Below are 17928 nucleotides of genomic sequence, written 5' to 3'. Positions count from 1 at the left end.
CCGTCTCAGTCGCTCTGTTTCTGCGGGGCGGTGGCCGGCGTCATGCCCGCGCTCGGGTTGGCAAGACGTTCGTGGTGATAGCGCCCGGTGTGCAGCGAACTCGGGCCGAGTCGCGCGAACTTGAACATCAGGAACATCTCGATCATGAACAGCAGGGTGTAGAACAGGATGAAGCCGGTGAGGCTGATCACCAGGTCGTTGACCGTCAGGCTGGAGGCGGCGATGCTGGTCGGCAGCACCTCGCCGATGGCCCAGGGCTGACGACCGAACTCGGCGACGAACCAGCCGGTCTCGGCGGCGATCCAGGGCACCGGGATGCTATAGAGGAACAGCCGCAGCAGCCAACGCTTCTCCTGGATCACCCGCTTGGCGTTGAAGTAGAAGCCGAGCACCAGCAGCAACAGCATCCAGACCCCGGCGCCGACCATGACGCGGAAGCTCCAGAACAGCGGCGCGACCTCGGGGATCGAGTCCTTGACCGCGAGCTGGATCTGCGCCTCGGTGGCCTCGGCGGGGTTGTCGGTATAGGGCTTGAGCAGCAGTCCGTAGCCGAGATCGTCCTTGTGCTCCTCGAACACCGCGCGGTTGGCCGGGGTGTCCTCGCCGCCGCGCAGTCGTTCGAGATACTCGTAGGCGATCATGCCGCTGCGGATGCGCACCTCGTGCTCGTGCATCAGGTCCTTGAGCCCCTCGACCTCCTGGTCGAGCGAGCGGGTGGCGATCAGCCCGAGCAGCCAGGGGATCTTCACCGCGTCGTGCGTCTCCTCGTCCTCGTTGCTCGGTCGACCGTAGAGGGTGAAGGCCGCCGGGGCCTCCTCGGTGTGCCACTCGGCCTCGATCGCCGCGAGCTTGACCTTCTGCACGTCGCCGACCTCGTAGCCCGACTCGTCACCGAGCAGGATCACCGACAGGATCGAGGCCAGGCCGAAGCCGACCGCGACCGAGAAGGAGCGCTTGGCGAAGGCCAGGTCGCGACCCTTGAGCATGTACCAGGCACTGATCCCGAGCACGAACATCGAGGCGGTGACATAGCCGGCGGCGACGGTGTGCACGAACTTGACCTGGGCGACCGGGTTGAGCACCACGTCCATGAAGTTGGTCATCTCCATGCGCATGGTCTCGTAGCTGAACTCGGCGCCGACCGGGTTCTGCATCCAGCCGTTGGCCACCAGGATCCACAGCGCCGAGAGGTTGGAGCCGAGCGCGGTGAGGAAGGTCACGGTGAGGTGCTGGCGCTTGGAGAGTCGCTCCCAGCCGAGGAAGAACAGGCCGATGAAGGTCGACTCGAGGAAGAAGGCCATCAGCCCCTCGATCGCCAGCGGTGCGCCGAAGACGTCGCCGACATAGTGGCTGTAGTAGGCCCAGTTGGTCCCGAACTGGAACTCCATGGTCAGACCGGTGGTGACGCCGAGGGCGAAGTTGATACCGAACAACTTGCCCCAGAACTTGGTCATGTCGCGATAGATCTCGCGACCGGTCATCACATAGACGCTCTCCATGATCACCAGGATCCAGGACAGACCCAGGGTCAGGGGGACGAACAGGAAGTGATACATCGCGGTGCTGGCGAACTGCCACCGCGAGAGTTCGATCATGGTACTGTCGAGCATAGGCGGGTCTCCAGAGGGAGCCGAAACATAGGGTGAAGCGACGACGTCGCTGCGCTGGATCGATGACGTGCCACCCTGATGGCGGCGGTGGCGCGCAAAATCCAGCGCCGGTGGCGCCTGAGGCCACAGGTTAGTGCGGGGAATATGCGAGAGGAATGACCTGCGGCAAGATCGAAGGGCAGGCGGATGTTAGCCGTTGGCTGCTTCAGTGGGGGCGGAGCGCTGCGTGAAGGGGTGTCTGGAGAGGTCTGCAGACTTCTTCATGCACTTGCTTTCGAAGGCTTTTTTGGTTGTTTCCGAAGTCTTCTAATGGGGTGTGCTCTGTCATCCAAGAGGGCGGTCTGCGGTCTTCCCCTCGTTTTCTTCATGGGATTGATGCCGCCCCGGTGCGGGGCGGCCGGGCGTGGTCGGCTCAGTGCTCGTGCGGGTGTGCCGCCGGGAGCAGCTTGCCGGCTGCGAGCATGGTCGCCGCTTCGATCGGGTCGGTGGCGCTGGTGGTGTGGACCACCACTCCCTGGCGCGACATGCGCTGCACGAAACCCTGTCCGGCGCCCTGGGTGAGCAGCGCATCGAGTCCGAGCGCGAACAGTGGGTGATCGTCGCCGTGGTAGTCGTGCAGCGACATGCCCGCGGGCAGATCGAGTCGCTCGACCTCGGTGGCACCCTCGGCGTTGGCCTCGAGGATGAGGAAGCGGCGGGTCTTGCCGGCGTGTCCGGTGATGGTGCGGAAGTTCTGGCTGGTGACGGCGATGCGCATGGTTCGGCTCCGATTGCAGGTCGTGGGCTGGGGGGCCTTGTCGCAGAGTCCACAGGCCCAGTCCTCCATGGCGGCGTTGGCCACCGGCATCGGCGCCTCCATGAAGGTGATGACGAAGCCCGCCTCGGTCTCGGCGATACCGATCGAGCGCGGGCGAACCGCCAGCACCTGCACGTCCGGCAACGAGATGCCGAAGCAGAAGATCAGGTTCTTGGCCGCGAGGATGCCCTCGCCGACATGGCCCTCGGGCAGTGCGCTGGTGTGGGCGTGGTGGTCGAACTCGGCGATGAAGCGCGCCGAGTCGTAGCGCTCGATACAGGCGCGGAAGTAGTCGCAGATGGCCTCGACCGAGTCGTAGCTGGTCTCTTCGCGACCGATCTCGAGACAATAGACCGGATACCGTTCCTGGTACAGGCTCTGTTTCATGCGCTCAAAAACTCCGTCGGTGGTCGCGCGCGTGTCTGGCCCTGCATCCGTGCGCGTCCGCCGGCGGGCAGCCGGCCCCGGTTGCGGGGAGCTCGGGCCGCGAGAGCGGAGGCTGTGGGTGTCGTGGCGCTCGGCTTCCAGAGCGGGCAGGGTAGGGCGCGGCCCCCGAGGGGGCATTGAAATCGGTCAACCGCGAGCCGGGGCGGACTCGGCTCAGTCCTCGGCGATACGGCGCAGGTTGGGGATGTCGAGCAGGAAGGTGTTGGGCGCGCTCTCGACCAGCAGGCTCTGACGCTTGAACTCGGCGATGGTGCGGCTGGCCGTCTCGGTGGTGACGCCGAGCATGGCACCCATGTCCTCGCGGCTGAACAGCTGGCACTCGCTGGTCTTGCGGTCACGTACCAGCCGCAGCAGCAGGCGCGAGACGCGCTGTCGGGCCGATCCGGTCGAGAGCTCGGTGAGCCAGGCGTCGGCCTCGCTCAGGGCGTGCTGCCAGCGCGCCATCAGCTCGCGGTGCAGCGCCGGGTTCTCGATCCCCAGCTCGCGCACCGCGCGCGCCGGGAAGCGGCAGACCTCGGTCGGCTGCAGGGCGACGGCGTCGTGGTGATAGCTCTCCTCGAGCAGCGCCTCGAGTCCGAGCACGTCGGTGGTGCGCACGATGCGCACGATGCGCTGGCTGCCGTCGGGGAGATACTGCACCAGCTTGAGCGCCCCGCTGCGGACCGTGAACATGAATCCGGCGCCGTCGCCGGCCTGATAGAGTGCGGTGCCTGGTTTCAGCGTGAACTGGTCGATCGGGTCGTGGATGCGTTCGAAGTCCGTCTCCTCGAGCCCGGCGAACAGTACCGAGGCTCGCAGCGAGCAGTTCAGGCAGTTTGCCTCTCCGGACCAGGCATCCCGAAGTGTGACGCTCTTCACCATCGGATCGGTATCAACTCCAGGGTGGGGCGCGGGTCGCGCGTGCGAATCAGGGATGAGAGTGTACCCCGTTTTCGTCTCGTGGGCGCAGCCTCACGCCCTGGTGGCTGCGGTGTCGGCTGTTGCGCGCCTTGTCCGCCCTCTCTAACCTCGGGGGTCTTCGATCGGCCGTGCCGACGCTCCCTTCCCGCAATCGCACCAGGATACCCGATGAGCCTACTCAGTCTCGATGATGTTTCCCTCTCCTATGGTCTGCCGCCGTTGCTCGACGGTGTCTCCTTCACCATCGAGCGGGGCGAGCGTGTCTGTCTGATCGGCCGCAATGGCGCCGGCAAGTCGACGCTGATGCGGATCGTCGCCGGCGAGGTCCAGCCCGATGGCGGTCAGCGCCGGGTGGGGCAGGGGATGCGCATCGCCAAGCTCGACCAGGAGCTGCCGGTCGGTCATGAGGCGAGCGTGTTCGAGGTGGTCGCCGGCGGGCTCGGCGAGCTCGGCGAGCTGGTGCGCGAGTACTTCACCTGTTCGCACGCCCTCGGCGCCGATGCCGGCGAGGACGAGCTGGCGCGCCTGGCACGGCTGCAGCAGCGGCTCGACGACGAGGGTGGCTGGGAGATCGAGCAGCGCACCGAGCGGGTCATCTCGCGTCTCGGGCTCGATCCGCAGGGGCGTTTCGAGGCGCTCTCCGGCGGTCAGCAGCGCCGCGTGCTGCTGGCCCGCGCCCTGGTTACCGAGCCCGACCTGTTGCTGCTCGACGAGCCGACCAACCATCTCGACATCGACTCGATCGACTGGCTCGAGTCCTTCCTCGTCGACTTCCAGGGGGCGTTGCTGTTCATCACCCACGACCGCCGCTTCCTGCAGCGTCTCGCCACCCGCATCCTCGAGCTCGATCGCGGCAAGCTCACCGACTGGCCGGGCGACTACGACAACTATCTGCGCCGGCGCGAGGAGCGGCTCCACGCCGAGGCCCAGGCCGCGGCCCAGTTCGATCGCCGGCTCGCCGAGGAGGAGCGCTGGATCCGTCAGGGCATCAAGGCCCGGCGCACCCGCAACGAGGGCCGGGTGCGCGCGCTCGAGGCGATGCGCGAGGCGCGCCGGGCGCGGCGCGAGCAGCAGGGGCAGGCGCGCATCCGCGTCGACGCCGGCGAGCGTTCGGGCAAGCTGGTGGTGGAGGCCGAGGGGCTCACCCACACCTGGGACGAGAAGACGGTGATCCGCGACTTCTCCACCCTGATCCTGCGTGGCGACAAGGTCGGGGTGATCGGTCCCAACGGCGCCGGCAAGAGCACCCTGCTCAAGCTGCTGCTCGGCGCGCTCGAACCGCAGCAGGGGCGGGTGCGGCTGGGCACCAACCTTGAGGTCGCCTATTTCGATCAGCTGCGCGCCCAGCTCGACCCCGAGCGCAGCGTCCAGGACAACGTCGCCGAGGGCAGCGATCAGATCGAGGTCGAGGGCCGCAGCCTGCACGTACTCTCCTATCTCAAGGACTTCCTGTTCACCCCGGAGCGGGCGCGCCAGCCGGTCAAGGCGCTCTCCGGCGGCGAGCGCAATCGCCTGCTGCTGGCCAAGCTGTTCACCCGACCGGCCAACCTGCTGGTGCTCGACGAGCCGACCAACGATCTCGACGCCGAGACCCTGGAGCTGCTCGATGAGTTGCTGGTGAACTTCCAGGGCACCCTGCTGCTGGTCAGCCACGACCGCGCGCTGCTCGACAACGTGGTCACCAGCACCCTGGTGTTCGAGGGTGATGGGCGGATCGGCGAGTATGTCGGCGGTTATACCGACTGGCAGCGTCAGCAGGCGCGTCGCGAGGCCGAGGCGGCCGCCGCCGAGCGCGAACGCGCCCGCCCGGCCAAGACGGCGCCGGCGCCGCGGCCCAAGCGCGAGGGCGGCAAGCTCGGCTACAAGGAGACCCGCGAGCTGGCCGAGTTGCCGGCGCGGATCGAGTCGCTCGAGCAGGCCCAGGCCGAGCTGCACGCGCGCATGGCCGATCCCGCGTTCTATCGCGAAGCGGGCGAGGCGGTGGCGACGACGCGCGCCGAACTCGAGGCGGTGGAGCGCGAGCTGGAGCAGGCCTTCGCCCGCTGGGAGGCGCTCGAGGCGCGGCGTGGTTGACGCCGACGCTGGTCAGCGCTGGACGGACTGACTACCATCGGGTGCAGATCCCGGTCGCCGCCGCCGGGCGCGAGGTTCGCCTCGCCGGCGCGCGGTGATCGTCCATCGCAGCATCCAGGAGCATTGTCCTTGAAGTTCACGGTCGAAGAATTCCGCGCTTGGCCCCACAAGTGCGTCACCCTGCTCGGCATGTCCGGTGTCGGCAAGACCCATCTGTCGGCGATGCTGCGCCGGCAGGACTGGTTCCACTATTCCGGCGACTATCGCATCGGCACCCGCTATCTCGACGAGCCGATCCTCGATCTGGTCAAGGCGCATGCGATGCGCGATCCCTTCCTGCGCGAGCTGCTGCGGCGCGACTGGATCTCGATGCGCAACAACATCAAGGTCACCGACCTGGGGCCGGTGATGAGCTTCGTCGGCAAGCTCGGCAACCCCGAGCGCGGCGGGCTCGGACTCGAGGAGTTCAGCCGCCGCCAGACGCTCTATCGTCAGGCCGAGATCGCCGCCATGCTCGATCTGCCCGAGTTCGTGCGCAAGGCGCAGGACATCTACAACTATCCCCATCTGGTCAACGATGTCGGCGGCAGCCTGTGCGAGCTCGACGAGCCGCGGGTGATCGATCTGCTGGCCGCGCACAGTCTGATCCTCTATATCCGTGTCCCCGAGGTCGACGAGATCAAGCTGATCGAGCGCGCCCAGGCCGACCCCAAGCCGCTCTATTACCGTCCCGACTTCCTCCGCGAGGCGGTCTCCGACTATCTCGCCGAGCGCGGTCTCGACTATGTCGCCGAGATCGAACCCGATGACTTCACCCGCTGGGTGTTCCCGCGTCTGTTCCACTCGCGGGTGCCGCGCTACGAGGCTATCGCTCGTCCCCACGGCTATACGGTCTCCTCGGAGGACGTCGCCCGGGTGCGCGACGAGCAAGACTTTCTGCAGTTGGTCGAATCGGCGATCGCCGCCCAGGCGGTGGCCGCCTGACCGAGAGGAGCCCTGATACGTCCATGCCCATCGTCGCCCACAACGATCTGCCCACCTTCAGCCGGTTGCGCGAGGAGGGGCAGACCATCCTCGAACCCAACCGCGCCTTGCAGCAGGACATCCGCGAGCTGCATATCGGGCTGTTGAACATGATGCCTGACCCGGCGCTGGCGGCCACCGAGCGGCAGTTCTTCCGGCTGATCGGTCAGAGCAACCAGATCGCCCAGTTCTACATCCATCCATTCACCCTCGACGGGCTCAGACGCAGCGACGAGGCCCGCGCCTATATCGAGCGCTATTACGAGTCGTTCGAGACCATTCGCGCCGAGGGGCTGGATGCGCTGATCATCACCGGCGCCAACGTCACCGGCCCGGAACTGGCCGACGAGCCGTTCTGGGAGCCGCTGATCGAGGTGGTGGAGTGGGCCAGCGAGTATGTCTGCTCGACCCTGTTCTCCTGTCTGGCGACCCATGCGGTGCTGCAGTTCGCCTATGGCCAGCGTCGTCGGCGCCTGGCGGAGAAGCGCTGGGGGGTCTATCCGCACCGGGTGTTCGATCGCTCCCACCCCCTGGTGAGCAACGTCAACACCTGTTTCGACGTGCCGCACTCGCGCTACAACGAGGTCTCGCGCGCCCAGTTCGAGGCCGCCGGCCTGCACGTGCTCGCCGAGAGCGCGGCCGGGGTGCATCTGGCGGTGAGCGCCGATGGGCTGCGTCAGGTCTTCTTCCAGGGCCATCCGGAGTACGACACCATCTCGCTGCTCAAGGAGTACAAGCGCGAGGTGCGTCTGTTCTTCGCCGCTCAGCGCGAGGAGTATCCGCCCTTCCCCGAGGCCTACTTCGGGCTGCAGGCGCGGGCCATCCTCGACGAGTATCGCGGTCGAGTGATCGCGGCCCGGGAGCGAGGGGAGGCGCTGCCGCCCTTCCCCGAGGCGCGAATCGTCGCCGGGCTCGACAACACCTGGCACGACACCGCCGAGGGCGTGCTCGGCAACTGGATGGGCCTGATCTATCAGGTCACCAACAGTGACCGCAAGCTCCCTTTCATGCCACATGTCGACCCGCACGACCCGCTCGCGCTGAGTTGGCATCGCGATGAGGCGACGCATCCGGGCTGATCCGGTCTCGCGCTCGGCGTCGTCGGCAGCCTTGTCGTCGGCGTCGTCGTCGTATCGTGTGTCGTGCGCGCGGCGTCACGCATCGCCGCCTTCATCGTTTCCCTGCTTCCCACGCTTCCCTTCACCCCCTCCCGCATCCTTCGCCATGACTGACGATGGTCGAGATGCTGCGCTTTCAAGTGGCTGTTTTGATTGGGTCGAGGCCGGCCTGCGCGGCCCTGTTCGTGTTGTCTTTGCCCCCTGAGTGTCGTGTTTTGTTGCGCCGAAGTTACACAAAAGGTCTTCGTGTTGTGAAAAATCCACGACTGCGGCAGGGGGATTGCTTGGGTGGTCTCTGTGCCGGGTTTTGTGAAGACAGCATCAGTTTTCAGGTTTATGGACATTTTGGCTCGATTGTGCTTGTTGACTGTTGCTTTTTTGTACTAGACTGAAGGTGTGAGATGGCGTTGATGATGCAGCACGGATGGTTTGTTGCTTATTTGCATCATTCCTGTCCTTACCAGGCCACAGGTACCGCGTCTCCCCTTGATCGCCCGCCCCTCAAATGCTCAACCGGACCAGGCCCGACAATGTTTGACGAAACTGAAAACAGCATCCGTTACAAGTGGAATCCACGCACCCAGACCGGCTACAAGCTGCGCTTCGATGCCGAGGGTGCCGCCAAGGGTGGTCACTGCTGCTATCACGTCGAAGACTGGAACTGCCACACCGTCACCAACGAGTGGCCGTGCGAGAACCTCGACGAGGCGCTGCAGGTGCTCAACCACTTCTTCTCGCTCGACCTCGAGCGCGAGCGCGAGCGACTCAGCTCCTGGCTGCCTCGCTACAACGCCGCCTGATCACAACCTGATGCCTGCCGGCGACGCATGGATGCGTCGTCGCCCCTTGCGGACGCCTCCGGCGTCCGTTTTCGTCTCCGCTTCCCCGCTTCCCCGCTTCCCCGCTTCCCCGCTTCCCCGCTTCAGCGTTTCCGTCTTCCTATCAGTGCCGACCATCAGGGCAGTGTTCATTTATATAAACAAAATGAATGGGCCAATCATTTAATAAAGTTTTTCATCGGCATCTTTGGGTTTGAAAGATAGACGACCGCAATATTAGAATGCGGTAAAACAAATCATCCCCCAAGGGTGTGCCGATGCAAGATCATCCCAGTCATTCGGATAGCGCGATCGGTCGGGTCGAGGTCAAGGAGACCACCTGCTATATGTGCGCCTGTCGTTGCGGTATTCGCGTGCACCTGCGTGATGGTGAGGTCCGCTATATCGACGGCAACCCGCGTCATCCGCTCAACAAGGGGGTGATCTGCGCCAAGGGCAGCTCGGGGATCATGAAGCAGTACTCCCCGGCGCGCCTGACCCGCCCGTTGCGCCGCAGACCCGGGGCCGAGCGTGGCGAGAGCGACTTCGAGGAGATCTCCTGGGACGAGGCGCTGGAGCTGCTCGAGACCCGCCTGCGCCGGCTGCGCGCCGAGGACCCCAAGCGCTTCGCGCTGTTCACTGGGCGCGACCAGATGCAGGCGCTCACCGGGATGTTCGCCAAGCAGTTCGGCACCCCCAACTATGCCGCCCACGGCGGCTTCTGCTCGGTCAACATGGCCGCCGGGCTGATCTACAGCATCGGTGGATCGTTCTGGGAGTTCGGCGGTCCGGACCTCGATCGCGCCAAGCTGTTCGTGATGATCGGCACCGCCGAGGATCATCACTCCAACCCGCTCAAGATCGCGATCTCCGAATTCAAGCGGCGTGGCGGTCGCTTCATCTCGATCAATCCGATCCGCACCGGTTATTCGGCGATCGCCGATGAATGGGTGCCGATCCGCCCGGGGACCGATGGCGCGCTGCTGCTCGCGATCAATCACGAGATCCTCGCGCGCGGGCTGTTCGATCGCGACTTCCTCATTCAATACACCAATGCCGCCGAGCTGGTGGTGAGCGACGAGGCGCACGACGAGGCCGGGCTGTTCTATCGCGTCGAGACCGAGGCCGCGCCCGACTGTTTCGATCCGCAGGACCGGTTGTGGTGGGATCGCGCGAGCGATGCCGCGGTGCGCGCCCGCACCCCCGGCGTCGAGCCGCGGCTGCTCGGTGCCTATACCCTGGAGGACGGCACCGCGGTCAAGCCCGCCTTCCAGCTGCTCAAGGACCGACTCGCCGACTACACCCCGGAGTGGGCCGCCGAGGTCACCGGCATCCCCGCCGCAACCATCCGCCGGCTCGCCCACGAGATGGGCGTGACCGCGCGCGATCACCAGATCGAGCTGCCGATCCCCTGGACCGATTGCTGGGATCGCGAACACGCCTCGGTCACCGGCAACCCGGTGGCCTTCCACGCCATGCGCGGCATGGCGGCGCACTCCAACGGTTTCCAGGGCATCCGCGCGCTCGGCGTGCTGATGAGCCTGCTCGGCACCATCGACCGCCCCGGCGGCTTCCGTCACAAGGCGCCCTTCCCGCGCCCGATCCCGCCCTGTCCCAAGCCGCCGAACGACCCCGCGGCGGTGCGCCCGGATACCCCGCTCGACGGTCTGCCGCTGGGCTGGCCGGCCGACCCGGACGATCTCTTCGTCGATGACGAGGGCGAGGCGGTCCGGCTCGACAAGGCCTTCTCCTGGGAGTACCCGCTGGCGGTGCACGGGCTGATGCACAACGTCATCACCAACGCCTGGCGCGGCGACCCCTATCCGATCGACACCCTGGTGCTGTTCATGGCCAACATGGCCTGGAACTCGACGATGAACACCAGCGAGGTGCGACGGATGCTCGTCGACAAGGACGAGCAGGGCGATTACCGCATCCCCTTCCTGGCGGTCTGCGACACCTTCTCCTCCGAGACCGTCGCCTTCGCCGACCTGGTGCTGCCCGACACCAGCTATCTCGAGCGTCACGACGTGCTGTCGATGCTCGACCGGCCGATCTCCGAGTTCGACGGTCCGGTCGACGCGGTACGAGTGCCGGTGCTGCCGCCGAAGGGCGAGTGTCGCCCCTTCCAGGACGTGCTCATCGAGCTCGGCACCCGGCTCGGGCTGCCGGCCTTCGTCGACGGCGAGGGACGGCGCAAGTACCGCGACTACCCCGATTTCATCGTCAACTACGAGACCTCGCCCGGCTCCGGGATCGGCTTCCTCGCCGGCTGGCGCGGCGCCGAGGGCGATCAGGTGCTCAAGGGCGCGCCCAACCCCGAGCAGTGGGAGCGCTATGTCGAGCACGGCTGCGTCTTCCACCACCAGTTGCCGCCGAGCTACCAGTACATGCGCAACTGGAACAAGGGCTATCTGCACTGGGCGCGCGCCCACGGCATGATCCGCTATGCCGACCCGATCATCATCCATCTCTACTCCGAGGTGCTGCAGCGCTTCCGCCGCGCCGCCCAGGGCAAGGGCGAGGGGCGGCGTCCGCCGCCGCGGCTGCGCGAGCGCATCGCCACCTATTTCGATCCCTTGCCCTTCTACTACGCGCCGCTCGAGGACGGGCTGATCGACGCCGAGCGCTATCCGCTCAACGCCCTGACCCAGCGACCGATGGCGATGTACCACAGCTGGGACAGCCAGAACGCCTGGCTGCGCCAGATCCACAGCCACAACTATCTGTTCGTCAACCCACGGGTCGGCGCCGCCGAGGGTTTCGCCGACGGCGACTGGATCTGGGTGGAGTCGGCGCATGGTCGGGTGCGCTGCATGTGTCGCTTCTCCGAGGCCGTCGAGCCCGGCACGGTGTGGACCTGGAACGCCATCGGCAAGGCCGCCGGGGCCTGGGGCCTGGCGGCCAATGCCGACGAGTCGCGCAAGGGCTTTCTGCTCAACCACCTGATCGCCGAGGAGCTGCCCGAGCATGCCGCCGGGGCGCACCTCTCCAATGCCGATCCGGTGACCGGCCAGGCCGCCTGGTTCGATCTGCGGGTGCGGGTCTACAAGGCCGGTCCCAAGGAGCCTGCGATCACCGCGCCGCAGTTCGCGCCGATGCCGCGACTGCCCGGCCAGGAGCCGGGACGCGGTCGCTGGCAGGCCTATGTGGCCGGCATCTTCTCCAAGAAATGAGCGACTGGCGACCGCATCGCGAGTGCCGGCGTCTGCATCGCGCCGTCTCGTCGATCACTGGCCGCTGGTGGCAGGAGGCCCTCTGACATGACCCAACTCGCCCTCGTCATCGATCTCAACGTCTGCGTCGGCTGTCATGCCTGTGTCACCTCCTGCAAGGAGTGGAACACCTCGGGCGCGGCCGGTCCGCTGGTCGACGAGCACCCCTACGACGGCTCGCCCACCGGTACCTTCTTCAACCGCGTCCAGACCTTCGAGGTCGGCACCTTCCCCGATACCGAGACCGTCCACTTCCCCAAGAGCTGTCTGCACTGCGAGGACCCGCCCTGCGTGCCGGTCTGTCCCACCGGGGCCTCCTACAAGCGCGCCGACAACGGCGTGGTGCTGGTCGACTACGACAAGTGCATCGGTTGCAAGTACTGCTCCTGGGCCTGCCCCTATGGCGCGCGCGAGCTCGACGCCCAGGAGCGGGTGATGAAGAAGTGCACCCTGTGCATCGACCGCATCACCGACGACAGCCTCCCCGAGCGCGATCGCCAGCCGGCCTGCGTGCTCGCCTGTCCGACCAGCGCGCGGCTGTTCGGCGACGTCCACGACCCCGACTCCGAGGTCTCGGTGGCGATCCGCGAGCGTGGCGGCTATGCGCTGATGGCCGAGTGGGGCACCAAGCCCGCCAACCACTACCTGCCACGCCACAAGACCCGGATGCACATCGCTCCCGAGGACCTCGAGCGGGTCGACAACCCGCTGCGTCGCGAGGATCTCACCGACTACACCGGCGAGGAGTCCGTCGACGACGTGGCCTGGTAAGGGCCGTTCCCGTCCACCGCAATCAGGAAGCCGCCCATGCATCCCGCCTTCTCCGTGATCCTGCTGACCACCCTGCTCGGCGCCGGCCAGGGGCTGTTCCTGGCGATGTTCACCGGACAGCTCTATGCCATCGCCCACTTCCTGCCGCTGCAGACCTCGGGCTTCTACGCCAGCGGCAGCCTGCTGGCGCTGTCGCTGCTGCTCGGTGGGTTGGCCGCCTCCTTCTTCCATCTCGGTCGTCCCGAACGCGCCTGGCGCGCGGCGAGCTGCTGGCGTACCTCCTGGCTCTCGCGCGAGGTGATCGTGCTGCCGCTGACCATGGGGCTGGTCGCGGCCTATGCGCTGACCCACCTGCTGGGCTGGACCGCGCCCTGGTTCCGGGTCGGCGCCCTGGCCGTCGACCTGTCGCTGATCCTCGGCGTGCTCGGCACCCTGGCGAGCCTGGCGCTGTTCGTCTGCACCGCGATGATCTATGCCGCGGTGCGCTTCCTCGAGGAATGGCACTCGCCGTTGACGGTGAGCAACTTCCTGCTGCTCGGTAGCGCCTCGGGCTTCATGTTGGCGGCGGCCTATTCGGCCTGGCTCGGCAACCCGCTGGTCGGTTTCTTCGGCACCTGGGCGGTGATCCTCACCCTCGCCGCCGCGCTCTCGCGCGGCGCACACCTGTTGCGCAACGCCCGGCTCGAACACCGCAGCACGGTGCAGAGCGCCATCGGGGTACGTCACAGCGCCTTGCAGCAGAAGGCCCAGGGCGCCACCGGCGGCAGCTTCAACACCCGTGAGTTCTTCCACGGGCGCAGCGCCCGGACCCTGCGCTGGGTGCGGGCCTTCTTCCTGGTGACGGTGTTCCCGCTGCCGGTGGTGCTGATCGCCCTGGCCCATGCCGAGGTCTCGAGCACCCTGGCGCTGACGGCCTTCGCCGTCCAGTTCGTCGGGCTGCTGGCCGAACGCTGGTACTTCTTCGCCGAGGCCCGCCACCCGCAGAACCTCTACTACCAATCGGTGTCCTGACGGCTTGCGGGCAGCCGAGTCGTCAGCGACCAACTTCCAGTCGCCAGCGACTAGCCGCCAGCCGCCAGCCGCCAGCCGCCGGTAGGACCTCTTACGCCCCGCTGACGCGCACACTAAGCCGCTACTGGTAGCTGGAGGCTGGAAGCTACCCGCTAGATCGGCACGAACAGTGGGTGTCCAGCGAGTTCGCCGCGGACCACCGGGACCCGGTAGGCCCGCTCGACCTGCTCCGGGGTGAGCGTCGCCATGTCGCCGGTGCGATGGCCGCCGTCGCCGTCGAGCAGCAGGAAGCGGTCGGCGAAGCGCAGCGCCAGGTTAAGGTCGTGGAGGACCACCAGGGTGACCAGATCACGTTCGCGCGCGGTGCGTCTGACCAGCGCCAGGACCTCCAGCCGGTTGGCGAGGTCGAGATGGTTGACTGGCTCGTCGAGCAGCAGCAGACGGGGGGCTTGCGCCAGGGCGCGCCCGATCAGTACCTTCTGCAGCTCGCCGCCACTGAGCTCGGTGCAGCGTCGGCCGGCGAGCGCGGCGAGCCCGAGGTGATCGAGGATGTCGTCGACCAGCGCGAGATCGCGCTCGCCGGTCTGCCAGCGCAGGTGCGGCACGCGCCCGAGCAGCACCGCCTCGTAGACGGTGACGGCGACCGGGCGCGACTGCTGGGGCAGATAGGCGATCTGGCGGGCGCGGGCGACGCGCTCGAGTCGGTCGAGCGGGGTGTCATCGAGCCGTACCCGCCCGCCCAGCGGCGGGTGGAGCTGGGCGAGGGTGCGGATCAGGGTCGACTTGCCGGCCCCGTTGGGCCCGAGTACCGCCAACAGCGCGCCGGCGGGTAGCTCCAGGTCGAGTCCCCGCAGCAGGGTGCGGCCGCCGTGGCCGATGCTGAGCGCCTCGATCCCGAGCATGGTCAGCGCTCCCCGCGGCGCAGCAACAGCGCCAGCAGCAAGGGTGCGCCGAGCATGGCGGTGACCGCGCCGACCGGCAGTACCACCGGGGCGATGATCAACCGTCCCAGGGTGTCGGCGCCGAGCAGTACGATGGCCCCGGCCAGGGCGGCGTAGGGGAGCAGATAGCGGTGGTCGACACCGATGATCAGCCGCACCAGGTGCGGCGCGATCAGCCCGACGAAGCCGATCACCCCGAGGAAGGCGGTGCTCACCGCCGCCAGGACCGCGCCGGCGGCCAGGACCGTCAGCCGTAGCCGCGCCACCGCCACGCCGAGCGCGCGGGCGCTGTCCTCACCCCAGGCCATGGCGTTGAGCTGCCAGCCGGTGCGGGTGAGCAGGACGAGCAGCGGCGCCAACACCAGGGCGAGCCAGCCGACCTCGCGCCAGCCGGCCTTGCCGAGGTCGCCGAAGGTCCAGAACAGGGTCGCCGCCGCCTGGGTGTCGCTGGCGAAGTACTGCACCAGCATGGTGCCGGCGCTGGAGAAGGCGCCGAGTGCGATCCCGGCGAGCACCAGCGCCTCGGGGCGCAGCTGGCGCAGCAGCGCGATCAGCAGGATGGCCGCGGCGGTGCAGAGACCGCCGACGAGTGCCGCGCCGACCACCAGATAGGGCTGCTCGATCACCACCGTCTCGGGTCCCAACCGATTGAGCTCGCCGGCGCCGAGCAGCACGATGGCGCAGGTCGCGCCGAAGGCCGCGCCCTGGGAGACCCCGAGTGTCATCGGCGAGGCCAGGGGGTTGCGCAATACGCTCTGCATCACCGCCCCGGCCAGCGCCAGGCTCATGCCGGCGAGCAACGCGGCGAGCAGCCGCGGTAGCCGGATCGACCAGATCACGTGTGCCGCGGGGTCGGGGGCGGCGGGTCCGGCGCGCAGCGCCGTCAGCACCTCGCCGGCCGTCAGTGGGTAGCTGCCCTGGCCGAGGGCATAGACCACCAGCGCCATCAGCCCGACTCCCAGCGACAGCCCGGCGAGCAGGCGCCTGCGGCGTTGGTGGCGGAAGCTCGCGCGTGGCGCCGGGCTCAGGACACTGGCGTCCATCGTCCCCGCTCCAGATCGAGTCGCCCCAGGCCATGGCCGTGCTCGGCCAGCGCCGGCATGATATCGGCACCGAGGAAGGTGCGCATGATGGCGCCGGCCCGCGCCCCGATGTCGATGTCCGCCAGCGCCTCGGGGTGGAGCACCTTGGCCATCATCCAGGCGTTGACCAGGGCGTTCTCGACATTGGTGTTGTAGGCGTTGAACGGCAGGGTCAGCCACACCTGTCCGGTACGGACCGCGCGCAAGCGGTGATAGAACCCAGGGTCCCTGGCGTATTCGGTGAGGATGCCGGCCAGCCCGCCGCCGTCGATGAAGAGCACCGGCGGGTCCCACAGCAGCAGTTGCTCGCGATCGAGGAAGAGATGTCCTGCCGGGCCCGCCCGGTCGGCGAGGTTCTGTGCCCCGGCCCAGCGCAGCGGCTGGTGACCGGCCTGGGTACTGGTGAGACCGTGGCTGCCCTGCATGCTGACGCCGCCGAGATAGGCGGCCACGGGGGGCGTGGCGCCGACGCGTCGGTGCAGCGCGTCCAGCTCGTCGGTGAGGGCGGCGACGAGCTGGGCGGCGCGCTGGCCGCGCCCCACCGCCTCGCCCAGGGCCTGGAGCGACCCAATCAGTTCATCGATGCGGAGGATGCCGGTATCGCCATAGTCGAGCACCAGCAGCTCGACCCCGGCGCGTGCGCGCAGTGCCTGCAGCTGCTGATCGTCGAGGGCGGCGGCGGCGACCAGATCGGGGCGCAGCCGCAGCACCTGTTCGAGGTCGGGCATCCGCCCGGGACCGCCGGGGCCGATCGAGGGCAGGGCGTCGATCCCCGTCGGCAGGGCGTAGCGATAGCTGCTGGTGGTGAGCGCGCGTCGCTCGAAGTCCTCGACCCCGACCAGTCGATCGGCGACCGCCAGGTAGGTCAGCAGGCGTAGTGCGCCGGGGCCGATTGCCAGGAGTCGCTGACTGGGTGCGGCCCGTGCCGGAGACGGCGCGGGGGGGATGAGGGTGGCGGCGAGCAGGGCGAGAAGCTGGCGCCGGGTGCAGCGCGCGGCTGCGCCATGGTTGATGGTCCTCGTCCGGGCGCTGGTGGCGGGCGTGTCCGGCGTCCTGCGTGTCGGTTTCGTATCCATGTCTCGCTCCCTGGGGGCTCTCCATCGGACCGCTGTCGCTCGGGGACAGCGGTCGGCGTGACTCCGGGCATGATGGCGTCTGGCCGCGGTGCCCGGCAAGGTGTCTGCGCGCGGTCCGGTCGGTCTGGGCGCCCGTCCGGGGGTGATTGATCCCGCCTGCCGGCGGGCGTATCTTGGTTCAGCCGTCGTCGCGCGACGGCTTGTACGGCGCGCGTTCTCGGGCCTCGCGCCTGTTCGATCGTCCCACCGCGTCAGCCTAGCCGCATGAAACACCCCCAGTGTGACCAGATCGTGCTCGTCAGCGCCGACCTCGAGGCCAGGCGGGTACGTCTGACCCTGCGCGCGGCCCTGCTGGGGGTGGTGTTGAGTGCATTCTTCAGTTGGTTCGACTTCTGGGTCACCGGCTATCTGTTCCACGCCCTCGCCGAAGGGCTCTTCTGTGTCCTGCTGTCGTGGCTGGCCTGGGGGCTGTATTGCGGCCGCGGTCAACGCATCCTGCCGCTGCTCGGCGTGGTGCTCGCCGGGGTGTTGCTCGCGGCGCTGTCGATCACCGGTGAGGCCGGTGACGGGGTGTTGATCTGGGCGGCGCTGCTGCCGCCGCTGGCCTTCTTCGTGCTGGGGCTGTGGCTGGGGCTGGCGGTCTCGCTGGGATTCAGTGCGGTGCTGATGTCGATGCTGTGGCTGCGGATCGCGCTGGACCCCGGCTTCGGTCTGAACTGGCTGGCGATGGTCAATGGCGGCGGGGCCCTGCTGGCCTCGACCGTGATCTCAATGCTCTACGAGCACAGTCGTGCCCATACCGCGCGGCGCCTGGCCCATGCGGCCAACACCGATCCGCTCACCGGGGTGGCCAACCGGCGTGGCTTCCTCGCCGGTTTCGAGTGCCGGATGACGCTGGCGCAACGGTCGCGGACGCCGGTCTCGCTGCTGCTCTTCGACCTCGACCGGCTCAAGCAGCTCAATGACGAGCTGGGACATGCGGCGGGCGATGCCGCCATCCGTCACGTGGTGCGGGTGATCCAGGGGCTGGTGCGGCGCCAGGACCTG

General features: G+C 67.7%; 13 protein-coding genes and 1 pseudogene. 8 read left to right on the top strand and 6 right to left on the bottom strand.

From position 1 onward, the window contains the following. Positions 1-5: 5 nt before the first annotated feature. The 3 genes and pseudogenes from EBL85_RS11690 to EBL85_RS11675 form a co-directional block, all read right to left on the bottom strand. Positions 6-1610: a cytochrome ubiquinol oxidase subunit I gene (locus EBL85_RS11690; RefSeq protein ID WP_123139426.1), complete on the bottom strand. Its 1605-nt coding sequence runs from the start codon at positions 1608-1610 to the stop codon at positions 6-8. A gap of 799 nt (positions 1611-2409) precedes the next feature. Next, a pseudogene (locus EBL85_RS11680) lies at positions 2410-2793 on the bottom strand (DUF6858 family protein); the annotation flags it as partial. 213 nt (positions 2794-3006) lie between these two features. After that, entirely contained in the window at positions 3007-3714 is a 708-nt protein-coding gene (locus EBL85_RS11675) for a Crp/Fnr family transcriptional regulator (RefSeq protein WP_123139425.1), read from the bottom strand. A gap of 207 nt (positions 3715-3921) precedes the next feature. On the opposite strand from EBL85_RS11675, the gene EBL85_RS11670 reads away from it, so the two are divergent. The 7 genes from EBL85_RS11670 (at position 3922) to soeC (ending at position 13782) form a co-directional block, all read left to right on the top strand. After that, positions 3922-5826, top strand: coding sequence for an ATP-binding cassette domain-containing protein (locus tag EBL85_RS11670; RefSeq protein WP_123139424.1), 1905 nt, complete (start codon positions 3922-3924; stop codon positions 5824-5826). A 129-nt stretch (positions 5827-5955) separates the two neighbouring features. Then, positions 5956-6810, top strand: a complete 855-nt coding sequence (locus EBL85_RS11665) for an ATPase (protein ID WP_123139423.1) — start codon at positions 5956-5958, stop codon at positions 6808-6810. 23 nt (positions 6811-6833) lie between these two features. Then, positions 6834-7928: a homoserine O-succinyltransferase gene (locus EBL85_RS11660; RefSeq protein ID WP_123139422.1), complete on the top strand. Its 1095-nt coding sequence runs from the start codon at positions 6834-6836 to the stop codon at positions 7926-7928. A 569-nt stretch (positions 7929-8497) separates the two neighbouring features. Further along, complete coding sequence (locus EBL85_RS11655) at positions 8498-8767, top strand: hypothetical protein (protein ID WP_005224002.1); 270 nt, start codon at positions 8498-8500, stop codon at positions 8765-8767. 296 nt (positions 8768-9063) lie between these two features. Beyond that, positions 9064-11961, top strand: coding sequence for a sulfite dehydrogenase subunit SoeA (gene soeA / locus EBL85_RS11650; RefSeq protein ID WP_123142998.1), 2898 nt, complete (start codon positions 9064-9066; stop codon positions 11959-11961). Between the two features lie 87 nt (positions 11962-12048). After that, positions 12049-12771, top strand: coding sequence for a sulfite dehydrogenase subunit SoeB (gene soeB, locus EBL85_RS11645; RefSeq protein ID WP_123139420.1), 723 nt, complete (start codon positions 12049-12051; stop codon positions 12769-12771). 36 nt (positions 12772-12807) lie between these two features. Continuing rightward, positions 12808-13782, top strand: coding sequence for a sulfite dehydrogenase subunit SoeC (soeC, locus tag EBL85_RS11640; RefSeq protein WP_123139419.1), 975 nt, complete (start codon positions 12808-12810; stop codon positions 13780-13782). 152 nt (positions 13783-13934) lie between these two features. Here the strand turns inward: soeC and EBL85_RS11635 are convergent, their stop codons facing one another. Genes EBL85_RS11635 through EBL85_RS11625 form a run of 3 tightly spaced genes read right to left on the bottom strand, consistent with a single transcriptional unit; the run spans position 13935 to position 16881 of the window. Continuing rightward, entirely contained in the window at positions 13935-14684 is a 750-nt protein-coding gene (locus tag EBL85_RS11635) for an ABC transporter ATP-binding protein (RefSeq protein ID WP_123142997.1), read from the bottom strand. A gap of 2 nt (positions 14685-14686) precedes the next feature. Then, on the bottom strand, positions 14687-15766 hold the full coding sequence (locus tag EBL85_RS11630; protein WP_123142996.1) for an iron ABC transporter permease: 1080 nt from the start codon (positions 15764-15766) through the stop codon (positions 14687-14689). Then, entirely contained in the window at positions 15748-16881 is a 1134-nt protein-coding gene (locus tag EBL85_RS11625; protein ID WP_123142995.1) for an ABC transporter substrate-binding protein, read from the bottom strand. Before EBL85_RS11625 ends, EBL85_RS11630 begins: the two co-directional genes overlap by 19 nt. 264 nt (positions 16882-17145) lie before the next feature. Here EBL85_RS11625 and EBL85_RS11620 point away from each other — a divergent pair. Then, positions 17146-17928 (top strand): sensor domain-containing diguanylate cyclase (locus EBL85_RS11620; protein ID WP_148040540.1); only part of this gene is annotated, 783 nt, incomplete at its 3' end.

The organism is Marichromatium sp. AB32, assembly GCF_003718675.1.
In the GTDB taxonomy this organism is placed as follows: domain Bacteria; phylum Pseudomonadota; class Gammaproteobacteria; order Chromatiales; family Chromatiaceae; genus Marichromatium; species Marichromatium gracile.
The sequence above is the reverse complement of the archived record's forward strand: the minus strand, read 5'-3'. Positions and strand labels throughout refer to the sequence as shown.